Source organism: Clavibacter rahimiani, from assembly GCF_052654495.1.
Genome location: NZ_CP199790.1, coordinates 55,997 through 80,709, shown reverse-complemented (window position 1 = coordinate 80,709; position 24,713 = coordinate 55,997). Strand labels below are relative to the sequence as shown.

Genomic DNA, 24,713 nt, shown 5'->3' with positions numbered 1-24,713 from the left:
CGGCCTCGACTCAGCCGCGCAGGTCCGCGAGTGCGTCGGCGATGTGCGCGCCCCACACCCGGTAGGTCTGCTGGTACCGGCTCTCCTCCGACTCCGGCCGCCACAGCGAGCGCGTGAGCTCCTCGGGGAACGGGATCGCCCGGGCGTTCGGGAGCCCGCGGATCGCCTCCCGCGTGTGCCGGTTGAGCGCCTGCGCGTGGAGGCCCGCGGCGAGGCGTGCGGGCCGCGAGAGGCTGGCCGCGTTGTCGAGGGGCGGGATGTCCGCGACGAGGATCCAGGCGTCGCGCGGCAGGTGCGTGCGCAGCGCCTCGACGGCGCTCCCCATCTGCCGGCTCCACGCCCGGGTGGACGTGACGCGGAGCACGTCGGTGATCCCGACGAGCAGCACGACCGCGTCCGCGCGGGTGAGGTCGCACTCCGCGCCCGCGATCACCGCGGGCGCCTCCCGGAGGCGCGAGCCCGGCAGGCGCGCGGTCGACCAGGCGACGCCGCGTCCGGTCGTCGTCGCGAGACGCCGCGCGAGGAAGGCGGGGAGGGCGATCTGGTGCGTGCGGACGCCGAGGCTGACCATGCCGTCCTCGCCGATGACGACGACGCGATCCGGGTCCGGGCCCTCGACGACCCCGCGGTCGGCGTCGTCGGGGTGGATGTCGCCGGACGCGTCCGACCGGCGGTAGAGGAACTCCCCCGCACGGGCGGCGATGCGGGGGAGGGCGATGGCGGTGGCGAGGAGGGCGGGGAGGGCGGGGAGTCGGCGCATGGGGGTCCTCGGGGAGGCGGGCGGATCCACGGCGGTCGCGACCCGAGCACGGGGTGGGCGGCGCGCCCCGCGGTCCGGGGGATGGTCGAGCCTAGGCGCGTGCCCGGCCGGGCTGCCGGGGAGCGCCTCGGGGGGATCGGCCGCGTGCCTCAGCGGACATCCGTCTCCCCCAGCCGGTGCGCGCCGCGCAGCCAGCGGACGAGGTCGTCGGCGGTGGCGTCCGCGCCGCTCGGCAGCGGATCGGCGCTCGCCAGGGCGTGGCGGATGGCGTGGGGCGCGGATCCCAGCACGGCGTCGAGCAGCGCGGCGCCGCGGAGCCCGACCTCGCCGAGCAGCCCGACCTCGCGATCGCTCAGGCCCACGGGCAGGTCGCCGTTGCCGAGGTCGGTGCCGTACGCGATCCGTCCGCCGAGCGCCGCGTACCGGCGCGCGTTGTCGAGGGCGGCGGCGAGGTCGTCGCCGTCGTGGATCGCGAGGGTCGAGATCCACAGCACGTCGCGCGCCGCGGACTGCCGCAGCGTCCCGTCGTCGAGCCGCTCGGTCCAGGGCACGTGCACGAGCACGTCGGCGCCCGCGCGGATCGCCCGCGCCGCCTGGCCTGCGCCCTCCGCGTGCACGGCCGCGCGCAGCCCGGCCGCGTGCGCGGCGTCGACGAGCGCCCGCAGCACGTCGTCCGCGAGGAGCGGGCCGCCGTCGTGCAGCACGATCTTGACCGCGCCCGACCCCGCCGCCCGGGCCGCCGCCACGAGCCCGGCCGCGTCCTCCGTGCGCGCCACCTCGCGCACCGCCGCCGCCGGGGCCCAGGGCCGATCCGAGGGGTAGCCGCCCACGGCGGTGTGGAACGGTCCCGCGAAGCGGACCTCCACGCCCTCCGGCGGGTGCGCCGCGATGCGGGCGATCTCCGCCGGGTCCCACCCCAGGTCCACCACCGCCGTGACGGCCGATCCGGCGAGCGCCCGGTGGTCGACGAGCCCGAGGTGCACGTGCCGGTCGACCACGCCGTCGCTGAGGCTCAGGTCGAGCCGACCGAGCACCGGATCCGCGGGGTCGGCGAGCGCGACGCTCCCGCCCGCGATCCGCACGGCCACCTCGCGCTGCACCCGGTCGAGCCGCAGCTCGCGCACGATCCAGACGCCGTCGGTCGGCGATGCGCCCCGCGTCACCGCGTCCCCCTCACCGGGTCAGCGGATCGGACAGCCCGAGCGACCACACGGCCACGCCGCCGAGCCGCAGCTGCTTCGCGAGCGCCACGCGCGCGTCGTACGAGCGCGCGTCCGACCACCACACGGTCGTGCCGTCGCGCAGGGTCGCGTGCCACTCCTGCTGGGGGACGCTCCACACGGCCTTCGCCTTCTGCGACGCGACCAGGTCGCGCGCACCCTGGTCCGAGAGCTGGCGCCCCTCGCCCGTGCGCGGCCACGTGTAGCCGTACCCGGCGATCCCGAGCTGGATCCGCGCCGCCGGCACCGCCTTCTGCACCGGCTTCAGCGCGGCCTTCACCCAGGGCATCCCGCCCACGGCCCCGGCGCCGGACCACGTGGGCCCGTGCTGGTCGTAGGCCATGAGCACGACGTGGTCGGCGGCACGGCCGAGCGCCGCCAGGTCGTAGCCGAGCGGGCGGTAGTCGCCCGTGGTCGCCATGAGGCAGACGGAGACGCTGCGGGCGGATCCGAGCGCCGCCTTCAGCCCGGACACGAGCCGCGTGAGGCCGGCGGGATGCGCGCCCGTGAGGCTCTCGAGGTCGACCGTGACGCCGTCCCAGCCGCGCTTCGCGACCTCGGCGGCGAGCTGCCGGACGACCCGGTCGACGTTGGCCGTCGAGCCGAGCAGCGCGTCGGAGATGCCGGGCGAGAAGTCGCCGAGGGCCTCGTCGTAGTTGCCGACCAGCAGCTCGACCCGCTCGCCGCGCGCGTGCGCCTGGCGGAGGACCGCGATCGCCTCGGCCGACGGGATGCCGACGCTCCGGCCGTCGGAAGTGATGTTGACGCCGTCGACCACGACCGACGTGAGCGCGGCGGCGCTCGCGTCGAGCCGGGAGACGGGCGTGGATCCGCCCTCCGCGTACCCGACGACCTCGAACGGCGTCGCCGCCGCGGCCGGCAGCGATCCGGCGGCGACGGCCAGCACGGCGGCCGCCGCCACGGTGAGCGAGGCGAGGCGGCGGGTGGGACGGCGGGCGGGACGGCGGGCGGAACGCGGCGGGGTCATGGGCCGAGCGTAGGCCGCGCGGGCGTCCGCCCCCGCGCCGTCAGCTCGTCGGGGGAAGGCCCGGCGCCGCGACGGCATGTGCAGGACGCGCGCCGGCGGATCCGCAGCACCCGTAGCGTCGTCCCCTCCCGCAGGCACCGCCCTCCGCCCGCACCCGAGCCGTCCCCGTCGTCCCCTCCCGTCCGCCCCCTCCGCACCGCCCGAGGTCCCATGCCGCTCGCCCCGCATCCGCGCCCGCTGGCCCCCGCACCGCGCCGGTGCCGCCCGCCGACGGCGCCCCCGACCCGAACGGGCCGGCGACCGTGCTGAGCAGCCCCGACCGCGACGACGACCTCCTGCGCGAGCGTCTCCGCGCCCTGCATGACGTCTGGCCGGGCGATCCCGCCGACGACGACCCGCTGCGCGCGGCCCGCCGTGCCACCGGGATCACGGCCGCCGACGGGACGCCCGCCTCGCGCACCCGCTCCCTGCTCCGGTCGTCGTGCCGCGCGCTCCTCGCCCGCCTCGGCGCGAGCGCGACCGGACTGCCGCTGCCGCCCGCCCCGCCGGCCGCCACCGACGCGCGCCCGGCCGTCGACGACCCGCCCGATCCCCGCTAGCCCCGTGGCACGCCGGACCTCCGCGTCGCTACCGTGGACCCGTGCCCTCCCCCGCCGTGCCGCCCGCGCCCGCTCCGCCCCCCGCGCCGGCCCGGCGACCCGGATCCGCACCCGCACCCGCACCCGCACCCGCCCGGCTCCCCGCATGACCCGCCCCGGCGCCGCCCCCACCATCCACGACGTCGCCGCCCGCGCGGGCGTCTCCAAGTCCGTCGTCTCGCGCGCGCTCTCGGGAGCGCCGGGCGTCGCGGCCGCCACGCAGCGGACCGTGCGGGACGCCGCCGCCGAGCTCGGCTACGTCGCGAACGCCCACGCGCGCGGCATGTCGGCGCACCGCACGCACACGCTCGGGGTGCTCGTGCGCGACGCGTCCACCCCCTTCTACGGGCACCTGCTCACCGCCCTGCAGCAGCGGGCGTCCGAGCGCGGCTACCGGGTCGTGACGGCGACGGGATCCGGATCCTTCGACGTGGCGGAGGAGCGCCGGGCCCTCGAGACGCTCGTCTCGCTGCGGGTCGAGGGGCTCATCGTGTGCAGCGGCGCGCTCCCGGTCGAGGACATCCTCCCGTCGGCGCGGCGCATCCCCACGGTGGTCGCGGGCCGCCCCGAGGTGGACGCGTCGCTCAGCAGCGTCTACTGCGACGAGACGTCGGGCGGCCGCGGCCTCGCCGACCACGTGGCCGGGCTCGGCCACCGCCGCGTCGCCGTCGTCACGCTGGCGCCCGCCCTCTCGCTCACGATGTCCGCCCGCACCTCCGCGATGCTCGACCGCCTCCGCGCCCTCGACCTCGACGTCGTGCAGGTGCGCGGCGAGGAGCACGCCGACGGGCACCTCGACGGGGCCGACGGCGTCGCGCAGGCGATCCTCGACGCGGGCGCGGTGACGGCGATCATGGCCCCGAGCGACGTCTGGGCCCTCGCGATCCTCGACGGCCTGGGCCGCCGCGGCGTGCGCGCCCCGGACGACGTCTCGATCACCGGATACGACGGCCTGCCGCCCTTCACGAGCGAGCTGCTCGGCTTCACCACCTGGCGCCAGCCGATCCCCGTCATCGGCGCGCTCGCGGTCGACGCCGTGGTCGACCGCATCGACGGCACCGTGACCGGCACGCGGCACACCGCGGTCGACGGCGAGCTGATCCCCGGCCGCACCGCCGTCCCCCTCCGCGCCTGACCCCGAGACGCACGCCCGAGCGGGCTCCCGGCCGGGCTCCGGGCCGGCCCCGCACCCGTCCGTCCTCCCGCCGTTCACCCCGCCGCCGTCCGCCCCCGGCCGCCGCGTGCCACCGTGGTCGTCGCACGCAGGGAACGTTCCCGCGATGCCCCCACGCACCCGGAGGACCCCATGGACCACGACGACCCCGCCGCCCCCGCCCTCGCCGCCCCCGGAACCGCGCCCGCGCCGGCCGACCGGATCGACGGCCGCACGCACCCGGCCGCGCTCCCCCGCGACGACAGCGACCCGTTCCGCCACGGGATCTTCCTCCGCCCGGATCCGCGCACCTGCCGGGCCGTCACGGTCGTCACCGACCAGCTGCGCGCGCAGTACGGGCTCGTCTCGGCGGGCGCGTTCCCGCCGCACGCGACCCTCGTCGGCAGCCAGCCGCTCGGGCACGACGAGGACCTCGTGATCGACGCCCTCACGGAGCTGCTCGCCGACCGGCCGGCGTTCCCGGTGCACAACGCGGGCATCCGCGAGCAGGGCGCGGGCTTCGTCTACGACGTCGGCCACCGGCCGGACGGGACGCGGAACGCGGACCTGCTCGCGCTCGCGGCCGACGTCGACCGCGTCGTCGCGCCCTTCCGACGGACGATGCGCTCCCCCGAGCCGCACGCGTTCGACCCCGCGCGCTTCCGCGCCCACCTCTCGCTCGCGTCCCACGACCTCGACGTGCGGCCGGACCTCCACGACGAGGTCGGCGCCTTCCTCCGCGGGCTCGACGAGCCCGTCCCCGCGGGCTTCGCGGGCGACACCGTCGTCATGTACCGCACCGCGAGCCCCGACTGGTCCGGCCGCTGGTGGACCACGCTCACCTGGGAGCACGTGCGCACCTGGACCCTCGGCGGCACCGCGCGCTGACCGGTCGGGGCGGGTCGGATGTCCGCGCAGGCCCGAGCGGAGGGATCCGCCGCCGAGGATCCACAGGATGCACAGGAAGGCCCGGATCCGCATCAGGACGGGCCGCTCACCCGCCCCTCACCCTCGGATCACCCGCTCCTCCTGCCCGACGTGTCCCCCTAAATGAGGACCGACGCCGTAGAGTCCGTAACAGCACGACGGGTTCCCCCCGATGCCGTCGTGCGCACTGGATACCCGACGAGCGCCCTGCCGCGTCCCCCCGCTCAGCGGGGCAGCTCATCAGATCCCTCCGCGAGTCGACCCGAACGACCGCGGCAGAACAGGAGCCCGGCGCGCGCCGTACCCGCGAGCGCGCCGGGCTCTCACCATCTCCCGGCCCGGCCCGGCCCGGCCCGGCCGCGCCGCACGCGATCCGACCCGCGCACCCGGGCGCGCCGCCCCTCCCGGCGACCCCTCCGACCCGCCAGGATGGGGGGACGGCACGAGGGGGATCAATGCGCACGACCGTCTACACGAGCACGGCCACCCGGCACCTGACCGACGACGACCTCGCGGAGCTGCTCCGCCAGTGCGCGCGGAACAACGAGCGCACGGGCCTCACGGGCCTCCTGCTGCACCGCGACGGGCGCTTCATGCAGGTACTCGAGGGCCCCGACGACGCGGTCGAGGCGGTCTTCGCGACCATCGCGGCGGATCCCCGCCACACCGACGTGCGGCAGCTGCTCGACGAGCAGATCCCCACCCGGCGGTTCCCGGCGTGGAGCATGGGCTTCCGCTCGGTGGACGACGCGACCGTCCGCGACCTCGAGGGCTACGACGACTTCCTCGACCGGCCCGCGTCCGCCGCCGCGCGCCCCGACGCCCCGTCCCGCGCCCGCTGGCTCCTGGAGTGGTTCCGCACGCACCCGGCGTGAGGCACAGGGCCTGGGGCTCTGGGCTCGACAGCGAGCCACCGCGCGTGCGAACATATCGACATTCGTTGCAACGATGATCGATAGGACACGACCATGACGCCCACCCCGCTGGCCGACACCGGCTCCTCCGCGCGGGCCATGCGCGGGATCCTGCAGGCGGCCCTCGTGGTCGCCGTGATCGTGCTGCTGGCGGTCGCCGCGGCGGCCGTGGTGAGCGCGGTCGAGACCGTGCGGACCGGGGTGGTGCACACGTCCCTCGAGATGCGCGGATCCCTCCCCGCGGAGGCCGACGCCGGCCCCGCCGACCTCCGCTCGGGTGCCTACCGCACGGCCGAGGTCGCGGTGGGCGAGGTGTCGGGCGGCATCGTCGCGATGCACGTGGTGCGCATCGCGCTCGACGCGTCGGTCGGCATCGCGCTCGCGGGCACCGTCGCGATCCTCGCCCGCCGGCTGCTCCGACCGGATCCGCTCGCCCGGCGCCTCAGCCTCGTGGTCACGGTCGCGGGCGGCACGGTGATGGTCGCGGCGCTGCTGTCGCTCGGGGCGCGCACCGCGGTCGCGTGGATGGTCGGCGGCGAGCTGAACGACCCGGCCGCGGGCCTCGAGGGGTTCTGGCCGACGGTCGCGGAGGTCGACCTCTCCACCATCGCGCTCGGCTTCGCCCTCATGATCGTGGGCCTCGTCGTCGAGCACGGCGAGCGCCTGCAGCGCGACACCCGCGGCCTCGTCTGATGGCGGGCGACGACGACGGCCCCACCGGCGTGCACTGCCGCCTCGACGAGCTCCTCGCCGCGCGCGGCATGACGCTCGCGCGGCTGAGCGCGATCGTGGGCGTCAGCCCGGTGAACCTGTCCGTGCTCAAGAACGACCGGGCCCGGGCGATCCGCTACTCCACGCTCGTCGCGGTCTGCCGCGCGCTCGAGTGCGAGATCGGCGACCTGCTGGTGCTGGATCCGCCGACGGCCTGACGGGCGGCGCCGGGCGCGCGTCAGGCCCGCGGATCCGGCTTCGTCGAGACGGCGACCGTGAACTTCGCGTTCCGGCCCGCCTCGCGCGTGGGGCCCACGATCCGCGTCAGCTGCGCCCGGTAGCCCAGCGGGCTGTTGTAGACGGTCCAGAGCTCGCCGCCCGGGCGGAGCATGCGCGCGGCGGCGGCGAACAGGCGCGGCGCGAGGCCGGCGTGCACCGTCGCGCCCGTGTGGAAGGGCGGGTTGAGCAGCACGAGGTCGACGGATCCGTCGGGCACGGTGGACCCGGCGTCGTCGCGCACCACGGTCACCCGCTCCGCGAGGCCGTTCGCGGCCACCGTCGCGCGCGCCGAGTCGACGGCCGCCCACGACTGGTCGGTCGCGACGACCCGGAGGTCCGGGCGCGCGAGCGCGACGGCCGCGGCGAGGACGCCCGTGCCGCAACCGAGGTCCACGGCACTGCGGGCGTCGGCGGGCAGGTCGGGCAGGAAGGACAGCAGGAAGCGCGTGCCGATGTCGATGCGCGCACCCGCGAAGGCGGCGCCATGTGCGCGCACCTCGAGGCCGAGATCGGGGTGCGACTCGCGGCGCGGGTAGGCGTCGGACGCCGGGGCCTCCCCGGACGGGCGCACCGGCCCGCGCGCGACGAGCACGCGCGACTTCTGCCGGGCGAGCGTGCCGCGGACGTCGGCGAAGCGCTGACGGAGCACGTCCGTCATGGCGGGCGTCATGTGCTTCACGCGGCCGCCGGCGAGCACGGTCACGTCGTCGGCGGCGGCAGCGGCGATCACGCCGGCCCACTCGTCGAGCGCGTCGAGGCTGCGCGGCAGGCGCGCGAGCACGACGCGGGCGCCTGCGGCGAGGGCGTCGTCGAGCCGGTGGTGGGCGATCTCCGCGGTCTCGCCCAGCAGCACGGCGTTGAGGTCGAGCGCGGTCTCGGAGGCGAGGGCGTCCTGGTGCACGCGGAGGCGGATCGGATCCCCGGCCCCGGCGCGACGCAGCGCGGCGGCGGCACCCAGCGCGAGCGCGCCGTAGGAGTCGCCGACCACGACGAGCTCCTCCGGCCGCACGGGGCGGCCGGCGTCGGCGGAGGACGCCAGCAGCGCGACCAGCTCGTCGAGCAGGAGGCGGTCGGCGGCGTCGGCCGCGAAGAGGTTGTCGGCCTCGACGTCGGGGCGGCGGCGGAGCGCGCCCAGGTCGAGGAGGTCGTCGGCGGCGGTCGCCGGGGCGGGGGCGTCGCTCACCGCGCGCCGCGTCCGCCGGCGTCGGCAGCGGCGTCGCGGCCGTCGGAGAGGCTGAGCGCCGCCCGGTACAGCACGACGTCGGTCTGCCGCGAGGGCCGCACGCCGGCGCGCAACGACACGACGTCGCCGTCGCCGCGGGCCGCGAAGACGCGGCGGCCGGGGCGGGAGAGCAGCTCGTCGGCGAGTGCCGTCTCGAGCTGGCGGACGCGTCCGCGGAGCTCGGTCACCTGGTTCTCGAGCTCGAGGATCCGGGCGATCCCCTCCAGGCTCACGCCCTCCGCGCCCAGCCGGGCGACCTCCCGCAGCTGCATGATGTCGCGCATCGAGTAGCGGCGGGAGCGCCCGGCCGTGCGGGTGGGCGACACGAGCCCGAGGCGGTCGTACTGCCGGAGCGTCTGCGGGTGCATGCCCGAGAGCTCGGCCGCCACGGAGATCACGAAGACCGGGGCGTCCTCGTCCATCGTGTCGCGGGGGTCCACGTCAGCCCCTGGCCCGATCGATGAGCGCCGACCGGGGGTCCTCGGCGGGGCCCGAACTCGCGAACGCGTCGAGCGCCACGCGCTGCGCGTCCGTGAGGCGGGACGGCACCGCGACCTCGATGCGCGCGAGCAGGTCGCCCGTGCCCTTCGGGGTCGTGACGCCGCGGCCCTTGACGCGCAGCACCTTGCCGCTCGACGTGCCGGGCGCGACCTTCAGCCGCACCGGCTCGCCGCCGAGCGTGGGCACCTCGATGGTCGCGCCGAGCGCGGCCTCGGGGAACGTCACGGGCACGTTGACCCGGAGGTTCAGCCCGTCGCGCTCGAACACGGGGTGCGGGCGCACGTGCACGGTGAGGATGATGTCCCCCGCCGCGCCGCCGTCGCCCGACGGCTCGCCCTTGCCGGCGAGGCGGATCTTCTGCCCGTCGGAGACGCCGGCCGGCACGCGCACCGTGAGGGGGCGGCCGTCGGAGTCCTGCAGGCGCACGACGTCGCCCTGCACGGCGGTGAGGAAGTCGATCGTCGTCGACGCGGTGACGTCGCGGCCCTTGGTGGGCGCGCCGTACCCGCGGTAGCCGCCGGTCGACTGGCCGAAGCCGCCGTTGCCGAACATGCCGCCGAGGATGTCCTCGAACCCGCCCTGGCTGTACTGCGGCTGGCCGGATCCGAACCCGGCGCGACGCCCGCGGCCGCCGGCCTGCTGGCCGAACATGCCGCCGAAGACGTCCTCGAAGCCGCCCGCCTGGCCGCCGCCGGCGCCGGGCGCGGTGAAGCGCGCGCCGGAGCCCATGGCGCGGACCTGGTCGTACTCCTTGCGCTGCTCCTTGTCGGCGAGCACGGCGTGCGCCTCGCTGATCTCCTTGAAGCGCTCCTCCGCCGACGGGTCGGGGTTGCTGTCCGGGTGGTACTGCCGGGCGAGCTTGCGGTAGGCCTTCTTGAGGTCGGCCTCCGAGACGTCCTTGGACACTCCGAGGACCTTGTAGAAGTCCTTGTCGAACCAGTCCTGGCTGGCCATCAGACGCCTCCCTTCTTCTTCTCGTGGTGGGGGCCGCACGGCCCCATCCGGGCGCCCGCGCGTGCGGACGCCCGGACCGGGGCGGGTGCAGCCGGATGGATGCTGCGGATGATGGCGCTACTCCGGCTTGTCGACGACGACCTTCGCGGCCCGCAGCAGCGTCTCGCCGATGTAGTAGCCACTCTCGACGACGTCCGCCACGGTGTCCACCTGGACCTCGGGGTTCGGCTTCTGGAAGATCGCCTCGTGCACCTGCGGGTCGAAGGCGTCGCCGACGGCGCCCACCTTGACCAGCCCGATGCGCTCCACGTTCGTCCGCAGCTTGGCGACGATCGCGGTGAGCGGGCCGCCCTCCGCGAGGTCGCCGTGCTTCTCGGCGCGGTCGAGGTCGTCGAGCACCGGGAGGATGCCCTTGACCACGTCGCCGACCGCGCGCTGACGCTCGATCTCGCGGTTGGCCTCGGTGCGCTTGCGGTAGTTGGCGTACTCCGCGGTGACGCGCTTCAGGTCCGCGAGGTGCTCGGAGTCGCCCTCGACGGGCTCGTTCCGGGTCTGCTCGATGAGGTCCTGGAGCTCCTCGTCCATGGGGTCGGTCGTCTCGACGTCGGGGCCCTCGGCCTCGACGAACGCGCCGTCCTCACCCGGGGCCGAGGCCGCGTCGGCCGCGGATCCCGCCGTGGCGTCGGACCCGGCCGGGGCCGAGGGGGCCGACTGCTCGGCTCCCTCGTCCTCGGGCGTGAGGCCGCCGTTCGCGGTGTCCTCGGTCATCGGTCCGTCTTCTTGTCCTGGTCGTCCTCGTCCACGACCTCGGCGTCGACGATGTCCTCGTCGTCCTTCTTCGCCTCGGGCGCGCCCTCGGACGCCTCACCGGCGGCCTGCTCCTGCTGGCCCTGCGCGTAGATGGCCTCGCCGAGCTTGGTCTGGCTCGCGGAGAGCTTGTCGAACGCGGTCTTCACGGCGGTCTCGTCGTCTCCGGCGAGGGCGCTCTTCAGGCCGTCGACGTCGCCCTGGACCTCGGACTTGACGTCCTCGGGGAGCTTGTCGTCGTTCTCCTTGATGAGCTTGTCGATCGAGTAGGCGAGCTGCTCCGCGTTGTTGCGGACCTCGGCCTGCTCGCGGCGCGTCTTGTCCTCCGCCGCGTGCTCCTCCGCCTCGCGGACCATGCGCTCGATGTCCTCCTTGCCGAGCGAGGATCCGCCCGTGATGGTCATCGACTGCTCCTTGCCGGTGCCCTTGTCCTTGGCGGACACGTGCACGATGCCGTTGGCGTCGATGTCGAAGGTGACCTCGACCTGCGGGATCCCGCGGGGCGCCGGCGCGATGCCGGTGAGCTCGAATGTGCCGAGGTTCTTGTTGTCGCGGGTGAACTCGCGCTCGCCCTGGAAGACCTGGATCGCGACGGACGGCTGGTTGTCGTCGGCCGTGGTGAAGGTCTCGCTGCGCTTGGTCGGGATGGCCGTGTTGCGCTCGATGAGCTTGGTCATGATGCCGCCCTTGGTCTCGATGCCGAGGCTCAGGGGGGTGACGTCGATGAGCAGGACGTCCTTGCGCTCGCCCTTCAGCACGCCGGCCTGGAGCGCGGCGCCGACGGCGACGACCTCGTCCGGGTTGACGCCCTTGTTGGGCTCCTTGCCGCCCGTGAGCTTCTTGACGAGCTCGACGACGGCGGGCATGCGGGTCGATCCGCCGACGAGGACCACGTGGGCCACGTCGCCGACCGAGACGCCGGCCTCGCGGATGACGTCCTCGAAGGGCTTGCGGGTGCGCTCGAGCAGGTCGTTCGTGAGCTCCTCGAACTTGGCGCGGGTCAGCGTCTCGTCGAGGTTGGCCGGGCCGTTCTCCGTGAGGGAGAGGTAGGGCAGCTGGATGCTCGTGCTGGTGGAGGAGCTGAGCTCCTTCTTCGCCTGCTCCGCGGCCTCCTTGAGGCGCTGCTTGGCGATCTTGTCGTTCGAGACGTCGACGCCCGTCGACTCCTTGAAGCGCTTGACGAGGTGGTCGACGATGCGCTGGTCCCAGTCGTCGCCGCCGAGGCGGTTGTCGCCCGCGGTGGAGCGGACCTGGATGGTGCTGAAGTCGTCGTCCTTGCCCACCTCGAGGAGGGAGACGTCGAACGTGCCGCCGCCGAGGTCGAAGACGAGGATGAGCTCGTCCTCCTTGCCCCGGTCGAGGCCGTAGGCGAGCGCCGCCGCGGTGGGCTCGTTGATGATGCGGAGCACGTTGAGGCCCGCGATCTCGCCGGCCTCCTTCGTGGCCTGGCGCTCGGCGTCGTTGAAGTACGCGGGGACGGTGATGACCGCGTCGGTCACCGTGTCGCCCAGGTACTGCTCGGCGTCGCGCTTGAGCTTGCCGAGGATGCGGGCGGACAGCTCCTGCGACGTGTACTTCTTCTGGTCGATGCCGACGGTCCAGTCGGTGCCCATGTGGCGCTTGACGGACGAGATGGTGCGGTCGACGTTGGTGACGTTCTGGCGCTTGGCGGTCTCGCCGACCAGCACCTCGCCGTCCTTGGTGAACGCGACGACGGACGGCGTGGTGCGCGCGCCCTCGGCGTTGGCGATGACGGTGGGCTCTCCGCCCTCCAGGACCGAGACCACCGAGTTGGTGGTACCCAGGTCGATTCCTACTGCACGAGCCATGGGGTGTTCTCCTTCTCTGACGCGATCCCGGATCACGGGAGCGCTTCGTGGGTGACGCGGTGGGGGCCGCGGAGTCTGTCTCGCGGTGCCGCTTCGATCAGCGGCGTGCTACTTGAGCCGCGATGGCTCAACTCTACTCGCGCGTCGCGGAGCGTCAAGTCATCGGGGTGGAAGTTGAGCGATGTCGGCTCAACTCCCAGGGTCGCGGGGTCGGGCACCACTGGGTTCCGGCCGCGCGGACCACTGGGCGTGCCCCGCGCGGGGGGCCGGGGATCCGAGACGGGGGCTACTGGTTCACGGGGATCGGCACTGGGGCCCTTATGGCCGGTTGATCTGCTGATCTACCGTTGCCGACGCGAGGCCGGGGGGCCTCTCGCGCCGCGACGACGGCGCGGAATCCAGGGGGTGGTCGAGGTGGTGGGAACGCGCGCGCGCCATGCCGCCGAGCCCCGCGTCCGCGACGCGGGGACGCGCTCCCGGCCCGGCCGCCGCCGCCTCTCCGCCCTGGCCGCGCTCGTCGCGACCGCCGTGGCCGCCGCCGTGCTCGTGGGCCTGCCGGCGCAGACCGCCACCGCCGCGTCGACGCTCGTCACGGAGTCGTTCGCCGGCACCAGCGTCGCCGATCCCGCGTGGAAGCCGCTCGGGAGCGCGTGCCTCACGCGCGCCGGCTCGACGCCGCCCAGCGGCAGCTCGGCGCTGGGCGTGTGCTCGAGCCGCACCCAGGCGCCGCCGACGACGGCGAACCCGGGCGCCCTGCAGCTCACCGACAACCGCACGAGCGCGGTCGGCGGGGTCGTCTACGACAACGCGATCCCCGCGAGCGGCGGCCTCGACATCACGTTCGACCAGTACCAGTACGGGTCGTCCAGCACAGGCGCGGACGGCATCGGCTTCTTCCTCACCGACGGATCCGTGCCGCTGACCTCCGCGGGCCCGCCCGGCGGATCCCTCGGCTACGCCCAGAACACGGGCGTGAACGGGGTGGCCGGCGGCTACCTCGGCGTCGGCCTCGACGCGTTCGGCAACTTCTCGAGCCCCGCCGAGGGCCGCGGCGCCGGCTGCCTCGCACCCGGCCCCGGGCAGCGCGCGAACACGGTGGCGCTGCGCGGACCCGGCCAGGGAACGACGGGCTACTGCTACCTCACGGGCGCGTCCCCCGCGGCGACCCTGCGCGCCACCACCACGGTGAGCACGCCGACCGCCGACCTCGGGCGGAGGATCCGCATCACCGTGTCGCCCGCGCGCTTCCCCGTCGTCACGGTCTACGTGGGCGCGACGGCCGGGGCGTCCACCGCGTCGCTCGCGCAGGTCGTGCAGTACACGATGCCCACGGCCGCCCCCTCCTCCTACAAGTTCGGCTACCTCGCCTCCACGGGCGGGTTCGCGGACACGCACCTCATCCGCGAGGTGAGCGTGCAGAGCGTCGACACGCTCAGCGTCCTCAACCTCGTGAAGCAGATCGACCGGTCGACCCCGCAGCCGGCGGCGTACGCGGAGGGCGACCGGATCCCGTACCAGTTCGTCCTCACCAACACGGGCGGGCTCGTGCTCTCGGGGCTGTCGGTGAGCGACCCGCTGGTGCCGAGCGTCTCCTGCCAGGCGCTGCTGCTGGGGCTGCTGATCGTCAGCGGGTCCACGACCTGCGCGGGCACGCACGTCGTGACGCCCGCGGAGGCGATGTCCGGCACGCTCGTCAACACCGCGACCGCGCGGGGGACGAACACCCTGCTCGTCCCCGTGACGAGCAACGCGAGCTCCGTGACCGCGCCGATCGTCGCGCCCGCACCCGCGCTCGCGCTGACCAAGACCGGGGCGCTGACCGACGCGAACGGCAACGGGCGGGCGGACGTGGGCGAGCGGATCGCGTACTCCTTCGTCGCGCGGAACGCCGGGAACGTGACGCTGCAGCAGGTGGCGGTCGCGGATCCACGCGTCTCCGGCATCTCCCCCGCCTCCGTGACGCTCGCGCCCGGCACGTCCCAGTCCTTCACCTCCACGGCGTACACGGTGACCCGGGCCGACGTGGACGCCGCGACGCCGCTCGTGAACACGGCGACCGTCTCGGGGCGCACCCTCGCCGGGCAGGCGGCGCCGACCGCCAGCTCGAGCACCAGCACGCCCGTCGCCGGATCCGCCGCGATCACCCTGACCAAGGACGCGACGCTCACGGGCGGCACCGGGGCGGGCGCGACCGTGACCTACGCCTTCCGGATCACGAACTCCGGCACCGTGCCGCTGACGGGCGTGGCGCTCACGGATCCGCTGCCCGGGCTGTCGGCCGTGTCCTACGCGTGGCCGGCCGCGGCCGGCACCCTCGCCGCCGGCGCGACGGCCACCGCGAGCGCGACCTACGCGGTCCGCCAGGCCGACGTCGACGCCGGCCAGGTCGCGAACACCGCCACCGTCCGCGGCGCGAGCTCGGGCGGCGTGGTCGCGCAGTCGTCCGCCAGCCGCACCGTGACCCTCGCGCGCACCGCCACGCTCGACTTCGCCAAGACCGCGTCGCCCGGCAACGTGCCCGCCGCGGGCGGCACGGTCGCGTACTCCTTCCGCCTGCAGAACACCGGGTCGACGACGCTCACGGCCGTCTCCATCTCGGATCCGCGCGCCGGCGTCTCCCCGCTCGCGTACGCGTGGCCCGGGACGCCGGGGACCCTCGCGCCCGGCCAGGTCGTCACCGCGACCGCCTCGTACACGGCCACGGCCGCGGACGTGCAGGCCGGATCCATCGTCAACACCGCCACGGCCAGCGCCACCTCGCCGACCGGGCCCGTGACGCGCGCCGCGACCGCGACCGTGCTGGCGGTGCCGGATCCGCTGCCCGACGCCGCGACCACGCCGCAGGGCGTGCCCGTGGTGGTCGACGTGCTGGCGAACGACGGACCGGCCGCGACGGGCGCGACCCTCAGCCGCGCGCAGCTCTCGGCCACCCCGCGGCTCGTGGGCGGCGCGGTCGGCCCCGTGCCCGCATCGCCCACGGCCGGCAGCGCCACCTGCGTCGCGAGCGGGATCGAGCGGGGGCGCTGCACGTACCGCTCCGCCGTCGGGTTCACGGGCGTCGACGTCTTCGACTACGCCCTCTCGAGCGCCGCGGGCACCTGGAACGTGCGCGTCACGATCACCGTCACCGCGGTGGACGCGGCGCCCGTCGCGCGCCCCGACCGGGTCGTCGCGACGATCGGCGGGCCCGACGTGACGGTCGACCCGCGCGCGAACGACACCGACCGCGACGGCGACGCCCTGGCGATCACCGTCGCCACGCCGCCCGGCGGTCTCGCGGGGGCGTTCAGCTGCTCGACGACGTCGTGCACGTACCGCCCCCCGGCGACGGGCACGGCCGGATCCGCCGTCGTCGCGTACTCCATCACCGACCGGCCCGCGGCACCCGCGACGGGGACGACGGCGTCGTCCACCATCACGGTGTTCCTCGACCCCGCGCCCCTCGTCCCCCGGGGCTTCACCCACCGGGACGACGCGGCGCTCGGCGCGGGCACCGGCACGTGGGCGGCCACGACGACCGTCACGGGCGCGACCGCGAGCTGCGTCGCCGGCCGCCCGGTCACCGCCGTGTCCTGGGCCGCGATCCCCGGGGCCACCGACCTCCTCGTCGAGCGCCGGATCGCGGGCGCCGCGCCGGGCGACTGGATCACGGTGGCCCGCCTCGCCGGCGCCGCCACGTCGTTCTCGGACGACCGGCTCGGCGAGTCCCGCTCCTACCAGTGGCGCGTCCGGCCCGACCTGCACCGCTGGGTCGGCGTCGCGAGCGCCCCCTCCTCCGCGGCCGTCCAGCCGGCGGCCGTCTCCGCGGCGGGCTGCTGATGCCCGCCCCCCGACCCCCCGTGCCGCATCCGCCCCCGGATGCGGCGACACGCCCCGCGCGGGCATCGCCTCACCGCACCAGCACGACCAGCACCAGCACCAGCACCAGCACCGACCGCACGACCCGCGCGCACCGCGCACCGCGTCATCCATCGAGAGGAAGCACCATGAGCACCACCACAGCCCCCGAGCGCCGCCGCCCCTGGAAGAAGATCGTCGCCACCGGCGCGGTCATCGCCGGAGGCGGGGCCCTCATCGCCGGCGGAGCGTTCGCCATCTTCACCGACTCCGACAGCGCCGAGCTCGCGGTCGACGCCGGGCAGCTCGACATCGAGCTGACCAGCGGCGACTACACGGTCGCCGACATCGCGCCGGGCGACACCGTCCAGCGCCCGATCGTGCTCTCGCTGCCGAACGCCACCAACGACGGGAACCTGATCGAGTCCGTCAACTTCGCGTACTCCGTGGGCGGCCAGGCCATCGGCACCGACGACCCGGCGCTCCCGGGCCTCGGCGAGTCCCTCGTGTCCGGGGTCGACGGGCTGACCTACAGCCTGCAGACCTGCTCGACCGCCTGGGTCACCGCGGTCGCGGGCGCCGTCGGCCCGTACACCTGCAGCGGGACCACGACGGTCACGGGCACCGGATCGCTCGCGTCCCTCACGGGCGCGGGCACGTCGTTCACGCCCGCCCAGTTCGGCCTGACGCCGACCCCCGAGGGCACGTTCCCGACGGACACGGCCGACGTCACGCTCGACACGCTGATGGTCCTGCAGCTGCCCGCCACGGCGGACAACGACTACGAGAACGCGAGCGTCGACCTCTCGTTCACGGCGTCCGCCGTCCAGCGCGCCGGCGTCCAGCGCTGATCCCGTCCGGTCGGTCCCCGGCACGCGCCGGGGCCCGACCGGGCTCCACCGCCCCTGACCCCCGCACCACCCACGACCCGCACCATCCAGCACGTCCCGCCCTGGAGGAACCGAGCATGCGCGCACACCGCGGACCCGGCAGCGTCGCCGCCGTCGCGCTGTGCCTGGCGCTGGCCGCCGGCGGCCCGGTCGCCGCGGTCGCCGCCGCGCCGGTCGCGCCGCGCACGCACCCCGCTGCCGCTGCCGCTGACTCCTCGCGCCTCGAGGTCCGCCATCTGACTGGGTCGGACATCCGCCTCGACGACCTGGCTCCCGGCGACACCGTCGACTGGGCCGCCGAGGTCACGAACGCCTCGGCCGACGGATCCCCCCTCGCCGTGCGCATCGACGCCGAGCGCGCGATGGCCCTCACGGGCGATCCCGAGGGCGGCATCCAGCTCTCCGTGCGCCTCTGCGCGGACGGGTTCGCGAGCACGGCCGCACCCGTGCGCTGCCGCGGCCCCGTCGAGCCCCTCGGATCCGGACCCGCCGCCACGCTGGGCAGCGTCGCCACGAGCACGCCCCTCGCCGCGGGCGCGACCGTGGGCGTGTCCGTCCGCGTCCGCTTCCCCGTCGAGGCGGACGACCGGATGGAGTCCACCGCCGGCCTCCTCCGCATCGGCTTCGCCCTCGTCGACGACGGCGCGGCCGCGGCCCCCGGCACCGCACCCGGCACCGCACCCGCCGCCGACGCCCCGCGCGACCTGCTCCCCGTCACCGGCCGCGACATCGCCGCGGCCGTCGTCGGCGCCCTGCTCGCCCTGATCGGCGGCACCGCCCTCGTCCGCGCCGCCCGGCGACGCCGCCGCGGGACCGCCACCGGGACCGCGACCGGTACCGCCACCGGGACCGCGTCGTGACCCGCGGACCGGTCCGGCGGGCGCTCGGCGTCCTCGGCGCCGTCGCCACGACCGCCCTCGCGCTGGCCGTCATCGCGGTCATCGCCCTCTCGGCCCTCGGCATCACCCGCTTCGTGCCCGTGCTCTCGAACTCGATGGCGCCCGGCATGCCGGTGGGCTCACTCGCGATCACGGCCCCCACCCCGCGCGCCGACGTGGCGGTCGGCGACGTGGTGGTCTTCACGGCGCCGGTCGGCCCGCACGTCCGCGTCATCCACCGCGTGACGCACGTCTTCGGCCCGGAGGACGCCGTGCGCCTCGAGGGCTGGTCGCCCGACCGCCTCGCCATGCAGACGAAGGGCGACCACAACCCGTCGGGCGATCCCTGGATCGTCACCATCGGCGACGACGCGGTGTGGGAGCGCACCTCCGTCGTCCCCCTCCTCGGCTGGCCGTTCGTGTGGCTCGGCGACCCCCTGATCCGGATGCTCGCCTTCGGGATCGCGGGCGCCGCCGCCACCGCGTGGGTGCTGACCCTCATCTGGCGGCGGCCTGCCGCCCCGGCCGCCGCGACCCCCGACGCCGCCGACGCCCCGGCCACCGGCACCGCCGCGCGCGCCTCCATCGCCTCCCCGTCGGGCGGGCCGCGCTGATGCCCCATCCCCGCCACCGTGCCGCGCCCGCGTCCCCCGCGCCGCACGGCCGCCGCGCTGCCGCACCGACGACCCGCAGCGCCTCCCGCACCTCCCCGCGCGCCCGCTCCCTCCTCGTCGCCGGGATCGCCGCGGTCCTCGCGCTCGCGGGCGCGGGCACCGCGTACGCCGTGCTCACCGACCGCGCGACGTCGACCCTCGTCGTCCGTGCCGGCGCCGTCGAGCTCGACTGGGGCGGCGGCGGCGCCGACCAGCTCACGGTCCCCGTCGCGGGCCTTCGCCCCGGCGATGCCCAGGTGCGCCTCGTCGACCTCGCGAACACGGGCACGGTCGCCGCGTCGGAGCTCGTCGTCACGCTCGGCGGGACGCCCGTCGCGAGCACGTCCGACGGCCTGCAGGTCGCGCTCGACCGCTGCTCCGTGGCGTGGACGGGCGCACCGGGCACCGCGGTCTGCTCCGGCACGGTCACGCCCGTCGCAGCCGACCGCCCGGCCGTGGGGCGCATCGCCGTCCCCGGATCCCCCGCCCTCTCCGTCGGCGGCCGCGACCACCTGCGCCTCACCGTCCGCCTCCCCATCTCAGCGCCGCCGACCGCGCAGGGCGTCACCGGATCCGTGACCCTGCGGGTGGACGCCGTCCAGCGTCCCGGCACCCAGCGCTGACCGCTCCCGCGCACCCGCTCGCCGGATGCATCGCTTACCGCTGCCCGTGCGCCAGGTCACGGATGCATCACGGACCCAACCCTCCAGCGGGGGGCGCCGAAGGACCTTGCGACTCCAACCGGCGACCACGTCGGCCGCCCCGACCGTTAGGGAACATCATGCGCAACCTCACCAAGTCCGTCTTCGGCCTCGCCACCGCCGGCTTCCTCGTCGTCGGCCTCGCCGCCTGCTCCACCCCCGCCGAGACCCCGTCCTCCTCCTCCGCCGCACCGTCCGCGTCGGCCACGACCGAGGCGAACCCCACCCCGCTCGCGTCCATCCCGACCCTGACCGGCGTCGACACCAAGGTCACCCTCGACGCCGGCTTCGCCAGCGCCCTCACGACCCTGGGCCTGACCCCCGGCGTCATCGGCGGCGCGACCCTCGACGCCGGCACCGGCACCCTCGCGTTCCCCATCACCGGCGGCAACGTGGACTACTTCGACCCCGAGATGGACTACCGCCCCTACGTCCAGGGCGAGATCGACCACGCCGGCTCCGGCATCAGCCTCACCGCCGGCGAGACCGTCGTGAAGCTCACCGACTTCGTCATCGACCCCGGAACCAGCCGCCTCACGGGCTCGGTCCAGGTCGGCGAGGGCGAGATCATGAACGACGTCTACATCTTCAACCTCGACGGCACGACCCTGAAGCCCCTCGCGATGGAGGGCGACAACGCCGTCCTCGAGGGCACCACGGTCAAGGTCAGCCCCGACGCCGCCGCGCTGCTGAACAGCACCTTCGGCACCGACGCGGTCACCGACGAGCTCGTCGTCGGCATCGCGAAGATCACCGTCAACACCAAGTAGCACCCACCCGGCACACGTCGGGACAGCACCACACGAACGGCCCGGCCCTCGACGCCGGGCCGTTCGTCGTGCGCCCGGCGCGTCCTGCGGGGAGCCGGATCCCGAGCCGTGGCGCGTCGACGCCCGCCGAGCCGAGCGGGGCCCCCTCGCATGCGCGGCGAGGGAGCCCCTGCCGGGCGACTCGGTCCCGGCGCGTGACGTTCGGAACCGACCGGCGATCAGGCGGGCGGCGACGCCGGACCGCCGCGCACCAGCCCGGCGCCTGTAGCAGGAAAGCCCGATGAGCGCGGGATCCCTCCACATCGGACCCTCCCAGCCGCGGCCCGCATGGTACGTGCATGAACGTTCAACGAACCCCCGTCTCCCTGCTCGCCCGCGGCTCCGCCGCCCTCGCCGGCGTGGTCGTCCTCGCCGGCTGCTCGGCCGCCGGATCCGCCCCGGCGTCCGCCGACGCCGCCCCCGACGCCACCGCGGCCGTCGCCACCGCGGCCGCGGGCGACGGCGGCACGACCGCCGACCGCACGGACTCCGACCCGGAGGACCGGAACGCGGACACCGTCGCGACGCTGTTCGCCGCCGCGTTCCCGGATCCCGCCTCCGACGCCGCCCAGGCCGCCGCCGTCGCCGCCGTCGCGCCGGACGCCGTCGCGCACGGCGCGGGTGCGAAGGCCGGGCCCGGCGGGCTGCTCGACGGGTTCGCCGCCGCCCACCAGCGGGTCCCCGGAGCGCAGGCCGTGATCAAGCACATCGCGGCCGACGGCGACCTCGTGGCCGTCCACTGGCAGGTCGCCTCCGACCCCGCCGACGAGCGCACGGGCGAGGCCGCGGTCGACCTCTTCCGGCTCTCCGGCGGGAAGATCACCGAGACCTGGTCGTTCGACCAGCCGATCCCGCAGGGCACGCCCGCGAGCGGCAACACCAACACGATGTTCAGCGACCTCTACCAGGGCCCGGCCGACGCGCCCGAGCCGACCGAGCAGCAGGAGGAGGCGGACCGGCAGCTGGCCGTCGGCGCCTACGACACCCTGTTCCGGGATCACGACGCGAGCGTGCTCGACCGCTCCTTCGACCCGGCGTACCTGCAGCACAACCCGGTCGCGGCGAACGGCACCGCGGCGCTGAAGGCGTTCTTCTCCGGCGGGGCGCAGTTCCCCGCGCAGCAGTCGGTGATCTCGCTCGCGGACGACGACATCGTGTGGACGTTCTCGCAGCCCGTCGGCGCGAAGGCGGACGACCCGTTCCTCGCGGCGGACCTCTTCCGCGTCGACGGCGGGCTCATCCGCGAGCACTGGGACGTGGTGCCCGCGAGCTGATCCGGCGCACGACGCACGACGCACGGTGACGACGGGACGCCCCGACGGCCGTCCCGTCGTCGGGCGAGGACCCGCGGTACGGTCGCAGCACCGCGCGCGGATCCGACCGGATCCACCGGCACGGGGAATGGGGACGGCTGACGATGACCGCGCAGGGGCGGAGCTCCCCGAGGGCTGCCAGGCGGTGCTCGTCGACGCGGCCGGGCGGATCCTCCTGCAGCTGCGCGACGACATCCCCACCATCCCGTTCCCCGGCATGTGGGCGATCCCCGGCGGGATGCTCGAGCCGGCCGAGACGCCGCTCGCGTGCATCGTGCGGGAGATCGCGGAGGAGCTGGGCGTCGAGATCGCGCCCGCCGACGTCACGCACCTCATGACGCGCACGCGCTCCTACGGCGTCGAGCACACCTTCACCGCGCGGCTCGACGTGCCGGCCGAGGAGATCCGGCTCACGGAGGGGCAGCGTGTGGCGTGGTTCCCGGTCGCCGAGGCCATCGGGCTGGGCCTGGCCTACGAGGACGCGGACGTGCTGACGGAGGTCGCGGGGCGGATCGCGCGCGGGTGAGGGCTCAGGTGTCGCGCTCGGCGTCGAGGATCCCGCGGAGGGACGCGGCGTCGCGGCGGTAGTCGGCGGCGTCGTCGCGGAGGTGGGGCGTGTCGAGCTCGTCGGCCTTCGCGTCGGACATGTCCGCGAGGTCGTGCAGGCGCAGGATCCCGACGCGGAGGACGTCGGTCCAGGTCGCGTCGGATCCGTACGCGTCGAGCAGCAGCGCGACGCGGCGGCGGGCGTCGTGCATGCCGGGTGCGCCGTCCGGGGTCGTGCCCGTGAGCGGGACCGCGCGCGTGGCCAGGTACGCGATGTCCCAGAGGCGGGGGCCGGGCGAGCACATGTCGACGTCGATCACGCCCGTGAGGCGGCCGTCGACGAAGACGAGGTTGTGCGGCGCGAAGTCGTTGTGGCAGATCACCTCGGCGGGCACCTTCGTCGGCGACTGCCACACGGCGCCGTCGAGCGCGAAGCCCACGCTCGCGTCGTGCAGCTCGCGGAGGCGGCGGCCGGCCTGCACGAGCACGTCGTCCGCCCAGATCCAGGCGGGCAGCGGGTAGACGGGCACGTCGCCGGGCAGGAAGGAGAGGCGCTCGCGCCCGCCCTCGATGCCGAGCGGCTCGGGGATCCCCGCGAAGCCGGCGAGCGCGAGGTGCCGGAGGTAGCGATGCACGGTGGGGGTCCACGGCCCGGCGTCGCGGAGGACGGTGTCGCCCTCGCGCACGACGCGGTTCATGTTCCCGCCGGCGAGGGGTCCGTCCATCCGGCCAGCGTAGGGCGGGGCGGGCGGCTGCACGACCCCGGCGCGACACGCCCACCCGCTAGGTTGCGACCATGAGCACCGCCGCGCCCGGACGCATCGACGAGCCCGCCGCCCCTCCCCGCCGACGCGTCGCCGCGTGGGCGCTGTGGGACTGGGGATCCGCCGCCTTCAACGCGGTCGTCACCACCTTCGTCTTCAGCACGTACCTCGCCAGCAGCCTGTTCGTGGACCCCGCGATCGTCGAGGCGGCGGGCGACGACACCCGGAACCCGGCGCTCGTCGCCGCGAAGGCCGACACCTCCGGGGTCATCTCGCTCGCGCTCACCATCGCCGGCCTCCTCATCGCGGTGCTCGCGCCCGTGCTCGGGCAGCGCTCGGACGGATCCGGGCGGCGCCGCCTCTGGCTCGGGATCAACACGGGCGTCGTCGTGCTGGCGATGCTCGGCATGGTGCTCGTCGAGCCCGTGCCCTCCTACCTGTGGCTCGGCGCCGCGCTGCTCGCCGCCGGCAACGTGTTCTTCGAGTTCGCGAGCGTCAACTACAACGCGATGCTCGTGCAAGTCAGCACGCCGCGCACCGTCGGCCGCGTCTCCGGGCTCGGCTGGGGCATGGGCTACGTCGGCGGGATCGTGCTGCTCGCCCTGCTGCTCGCGCTGTTCCTCTTCGACTTCGGCACGGCGGGCGCATCCGGCCTGCTCGGGCTGCCCTCGGGGGCGGAGGGCGGCGCGCTCGACGTGCGCATCGCGATCCTCGTGGCCGCGATCTGGTTCGCCGTGTTCGCGATCCCGGTGCTCGTGGGCGTGCCCGAGATCCCGGCGGCGCCGGGGCGGAAGCGGCAGGGCGCGCTCGAGTCGTACCGGATCCTGTTCCGCCGCATCGCGGAGCTCTGGCGCGAGTCGCCCCGCGTGATCGTGTTCCTCCTCGCGAGCGCCGTGTTCCGCGACGGACTGGCGGCCGTGTTCACGTTCGGCGCGATCATCGCGGCCCAGGTCTTCGGCTTCACCACCACCGAGGTGCTGCTGTTCGGCGTCGCGGCCAACGTGGTCGCGGGGATCGGCACGTTCGCGGCCGGCTGGTTCGACGACCGGTTCGGCGCGAAGCCCGTCATCCTCGTGTCGCTCGCGTGCCTCGTGGTCGGCGGATCCGCGGTGCTCCTCGTCGGCGACGCCAAGGCCGGCTTCTGGGCGACGGGCCTGTTCCTCTGCCTGTTCGTGGGGCCCGTGCAGTCGTCGAGCCGCACGTTCCTCGCGCGCATCTCCCCGGTCGGCCGCGAGGGCGAGATGTTCGGCCTCTACACGACCACGGGTCGCGCGGTCTCGTTCCTCGCGCCGGGCCTGTTCGGCATCGCGGTGGCGATCACGGGCGACACGCGCTTCGGGATCATCGGGATCGTGATCGTGCTGCTCGCGGGGCTGCTGCTCATGCTGCGGGTGCGGGGGGCGGACGCGCGGGCCTGAC

24 protein-coding genes are annotated in these 24,713 nt (G+C 75.4%); 15 read left to right on the top strand and 9 right to left on the bottom strand.

The features are described 5' to 3' along the window. Positions 1-10: 10 nt before the first annotated feature. The 3 genes from ACT7CP_RS00395 to ACT7CP_RS00385 all read right to left on the bottom strand — a co-directional run bounded on the left by ACT7CP_RS00395 (position 11) and on the right by ACT7CP_RS00385 (position 2,968). On the bottom strand, positions 11-760 hold the full coding sequence (locus ACT7CP_RS00395; protein ID WP_445442907.1) for an SGNH/GDSL hydrolase family protein: 750 nt from the start codon (positions 758-760) through the stop codon (positions 11-13). A gap of 149 nt (positions 761-909) precedes the next feature. Beyond that, positions 910-1,923, bottom strand: coding sequence for a hydrolase (locus tag ACT7CP_RS00390; RefSeq protein WP_445442906.1), 1,014 nt, complete (start codon positions 1,921-1,923; stop codon positions 910-912). 10 nt (positions 1,924-1,933) lie between these two features. Then, positions 1,934-2,968 (bottom strand): glycosyl hydrolase family 18 protein, encoded by a 1,035-nt coding sequence (locus ACT7CP_RS00385; protein ID WP_445442905.1) that lies wholly within the window; start codon positions 2,966-2,968, stop codon positions 1,934-1,936. Between the two features lie 257 nt (positions 2,969-3,225). On the opposite strand from ACT7CP_RS00385, the gene ACT7CP_RS00380 reads away from it, so the two are divergent. The 6 genes from ACT7CP_RS00380 (at position 3,226) to ACT7CP_RS00355 (ending at position 7,529) form a co-directional block, all read left to right on the top strand. Then, entirely contained in the window at positions 3,226-3,567 is a 342-nt protein-coding gene (locus tag ACT7CP_RS00380) for a hypothetical protein (protein WP_445442904.1), read from the top strand. A 145-nt stretch (positions 3,568-3,712) separates the two neighbouring features. Beyond that, the gene (locus tag ACT7CP_RS00375; protein ID WP_445442903.1) at positions 3,713-4,741 is read left to right on the top strand and encodes a LacI family DNA-binding transcriptional regulator; all 1,029 of its coding nucleotides are present in this window, start codon (positions 3,713-3,715) and stop codon (positions 4,739-4,741) included. A 171-nt stretch (positions 4,742-4,912) separates the two neighbouring features. Then, entirely contained in the window at positions 4,913-5,647 is a 735-nt protein-coding gene (locus ACT7CP_RS00370; RefSeq protein WP_445442902.1) for a 2'-5' RNA ligase family protein, read from the top strand. A gap of 494 nt (positions 5,648-6,141) precedes the next feature. Beyond that, positions 6,142-6,561: a BLUF domain-containing protein gene (locus ACT7CP_RS00365; protein ID WP_413961901.1), complete on the top strand. Its 420-nt coding sequence runs from the start codon at positions 6,142-6,144 to the stop codon at positions 6,559-6,561. 93 nt (positions 6,562-6,654) lie between these two features. Further along, the gene (locus tag ACT7CP_RS00360; protein ID WP_445442901.1) at positions 6,655-7,293 is read left to right on the top strand and encodes a hypothetical protein; all 639 of its coding nucleotides are present in this window, start codon (positions 6,655-6,657) and stop codon (positions 7,291-7,293) included. Beyond that, on the top strand, positions 7,293-7,529 hold the full coding sequence (locus ACT7CP_RS00355; RefSeq protein WP_445442900.1) for a helix-turn-helix domain-containing protein: 237 nt from the start codon (positions 7,293-7,295) through the stop codon (positions 7,527-7,529). The genes ACT7CP_RS00360 and ACT7CP_RS00355 overlap by 1 nt, the downstream gene beginning before the upstream one ends. Positions 7,530-7,549: 20 nt before the next feature. Here the strand turns inward: ACT7CP_RS00355 and ACT7CP_RS00350 are convergent, their stop codons facing one another. From ACT7CP_RS00350 to dnaK, 5 genes are all read right to left on the bottom strand, one after another. Then, positions 7,550-8,773 (bottom strand): class I SAM-dependent methyltransferase, encoded by a 1,224-nt coding sequence (locus ACT7CP_RS00350; RefSeq protein ID WP_445442899.1) that lies wholly within the window; start codon positions 8,771-8,773, stop codon positions 7,550-7,552. Continuing rightward, complete coding sequence (locus tag ACT7CP_RS00345) at positions 8,770-9,234, bottom strand: heat shock protein transcriptional repressor HspR (protein WP_445444000.1); 465 nt, start codon at positions 9,232-9,234, stop codon at positions 8,770-8,772. The genes ACT7CP_RS00350 and ACT7CP_RS00345 overlap by 4 nt, the downstream gene beginning before the upstream one ends. 19 nt (positions 9,235-9,253) lie before the next feature. Then, positions 9,254-10,267 carry a DnaJ C-terminal domain-containing protein gene (locus tag ACT7CP_RS00340; protein WP_413961897.1) on the bottom strand — a complete coding sequence of 338 codons (1,014 nt, stop codon included), beginning with the start codon at positions 10,265-10,267 and terminating at the stop codon, positions 9,254-9,256. Between the two features lie 117 nt (positions 10,268-10,384). Beyond that, a complete protein-coding gene (locus ACT7CP_RS00335; RefSeq protein WP_445442898.1) occupies positions 10,385-11,035 on the bottom strand; it encodes a nucleotide exchange factor GrpE in 651 nt (216 codons plus the stop codon). Then, positions 11,032-12,903 (bottom strand): molecular chaperone DnaK, encoded by a 1,872-nt coding sequence (gene dnaK / locus ACT7CP_RS00330; protein ID WP_445442897.1) that lies wholly within the window; start codon positions 12,901-12,903, stop codon positions 11,032-11,034. Before dnaK ends, ACT7CP_RS00335 begins: the two co-directional genes overlap by 4 nt. Before the next feature lie 414 nt (positions 12,904-13,317). Between dnaK and ACT7CP_RS00325 the strand changes: the two genes are divergently transcribed. The 8 genes from ACT7CP_RS00325 to ACT7CP_RS00290 all read left to right on the top strand — a co-directional run bounded on the left by ACT7CP_RS00325 (position 13,318) and on the right by ACT7CP_RS00290 (position 22,510). Further along, the gene (locus ACT7CP_RS00325) at positions 13,318-16,722 is read left to right on the top strand and encodes a DUF7507 domain-containing protein (protein WP_445442896.1); all 3,405 of its coding nucleotides are present in this window, start codon (positions 13,318-13,320) and stop codon (positions 16,720-16,722) included. Positions 16,723-16,889: 167 nt separating this feature from the next. Continuing rightward, positions 16,890-17,591 (top strand): TasA family protein, encoded by a 702-nt coding sequence (locus ACT7CP_RS00320; protein WP_445442895.1) that lies wholly within the window; start codon positions 16,890-16,892, stop codon positions 17,589-17,591. A gap of 116 nt (positions 17,592-17,707) precedes the next feature. Further along, complete coding sequence (locus ACT7CP_RS00315; RefSeq protein WP_445442894.1) at positions 17,708-18,490, top strand: sortase; 783 nt, start codon at positions 17,708-17,710, stop codon at positions 18,488-18,490. Beyond that, positions 18,487-19,122, top strand: coding sequence for a signal peptidase I (locus ACT7CP_RS00310; protein WP_445442893.1), 636 nt, complete (start codon positions 18,487-18,489; stop codon positions 19,120-19,122). The genes ACT7CP_RS00315 and ACT7CP_RS00310 overlap by 4 nt, the downstream gene beginning before the upstream one ends. Continuing rightward, positions 19,122-19,784, top strand: a complete 663-nt coding sequence (locus ACT7CP_RS00305) for a TasA family protein (protein WP_445442892.1) — start codon at positions 19,122-19,124, stop codon at positions 19,782-19,784. The genes ACT7CP_RS00310 and ACT7CP_RS00305 overlap by 1 nt, the downstream gene beginning before the upstream one ends. Before the next feature lie 158 nt (positions 19,785-19,942). After that, on the top strand, positions 19,943-20,632 hold the full coding sequence (locus tag ACT7CP_RS00300; RefSeq protein ID WP_445442891.1) for a hypothetical protein: 690 nt from the start codon (positions 19,943-19,945) through the stop codon (positions 20,630-20,632). Between the two features lie 338 nt (positions 20,633-20,970). Further along, entirely contained in the window at positions 20,971-21,945 is a 975-nt protein-coding gene (locus tag ACT7CP_RS00295; RefSeq protein ID WP_445442890.1) for a nuclear transport factor 2 family protein, read from the top strand. 127 nt (positions 21,946-22,072) lie between these two features. Then, positions 22,073-22,510 carry an NUDIX hydrolase gene (locus ACT7CP_RS00290; protein WP_445442889.1) on the top strand — a complete coding sequence of 146 codons (438 nt, stop codon included), beginning with the start codon at positions 22,073-22,075 and terminating at the stop codon, positions 22,508-22,510. A 4-nt stretch (positions 22,511-22,514) separates the two neighbouring features. On the opposite strand, the gene ACT7CP_RS00285 is transcribed toward ACT7CP_RS00290, so the two are convergent. Further along, positions 22,515-23,255 carry a phosphotransferase gene (locus ACT7CP_RS00285; protein ID WP_445442888.1) on the bottom strand — a complete coding sequence of 247 codons (741 nt, stop codon included), beginning with the start codon at positions 23,253-23,255 and terminating at the stop codon, positions 22,515-22,517. 71 nt (positions 23,256-23,326) lie between these two features. On the opposite strand from ACT7CP_RS00285, the gene ACT7CP_RS00280 reads away from it, so the two are divergent. Then, entirely contained in the window at positions 23,327-24,712 is a 1,386-nt protein-coding gene (locus tag ACT7CP_RS00280) for an MFS transporter (protein WP_445442887.1), read from the top strand. The last annotated feature ends 1 nt before the right edge of the window (position 24,713 follow it).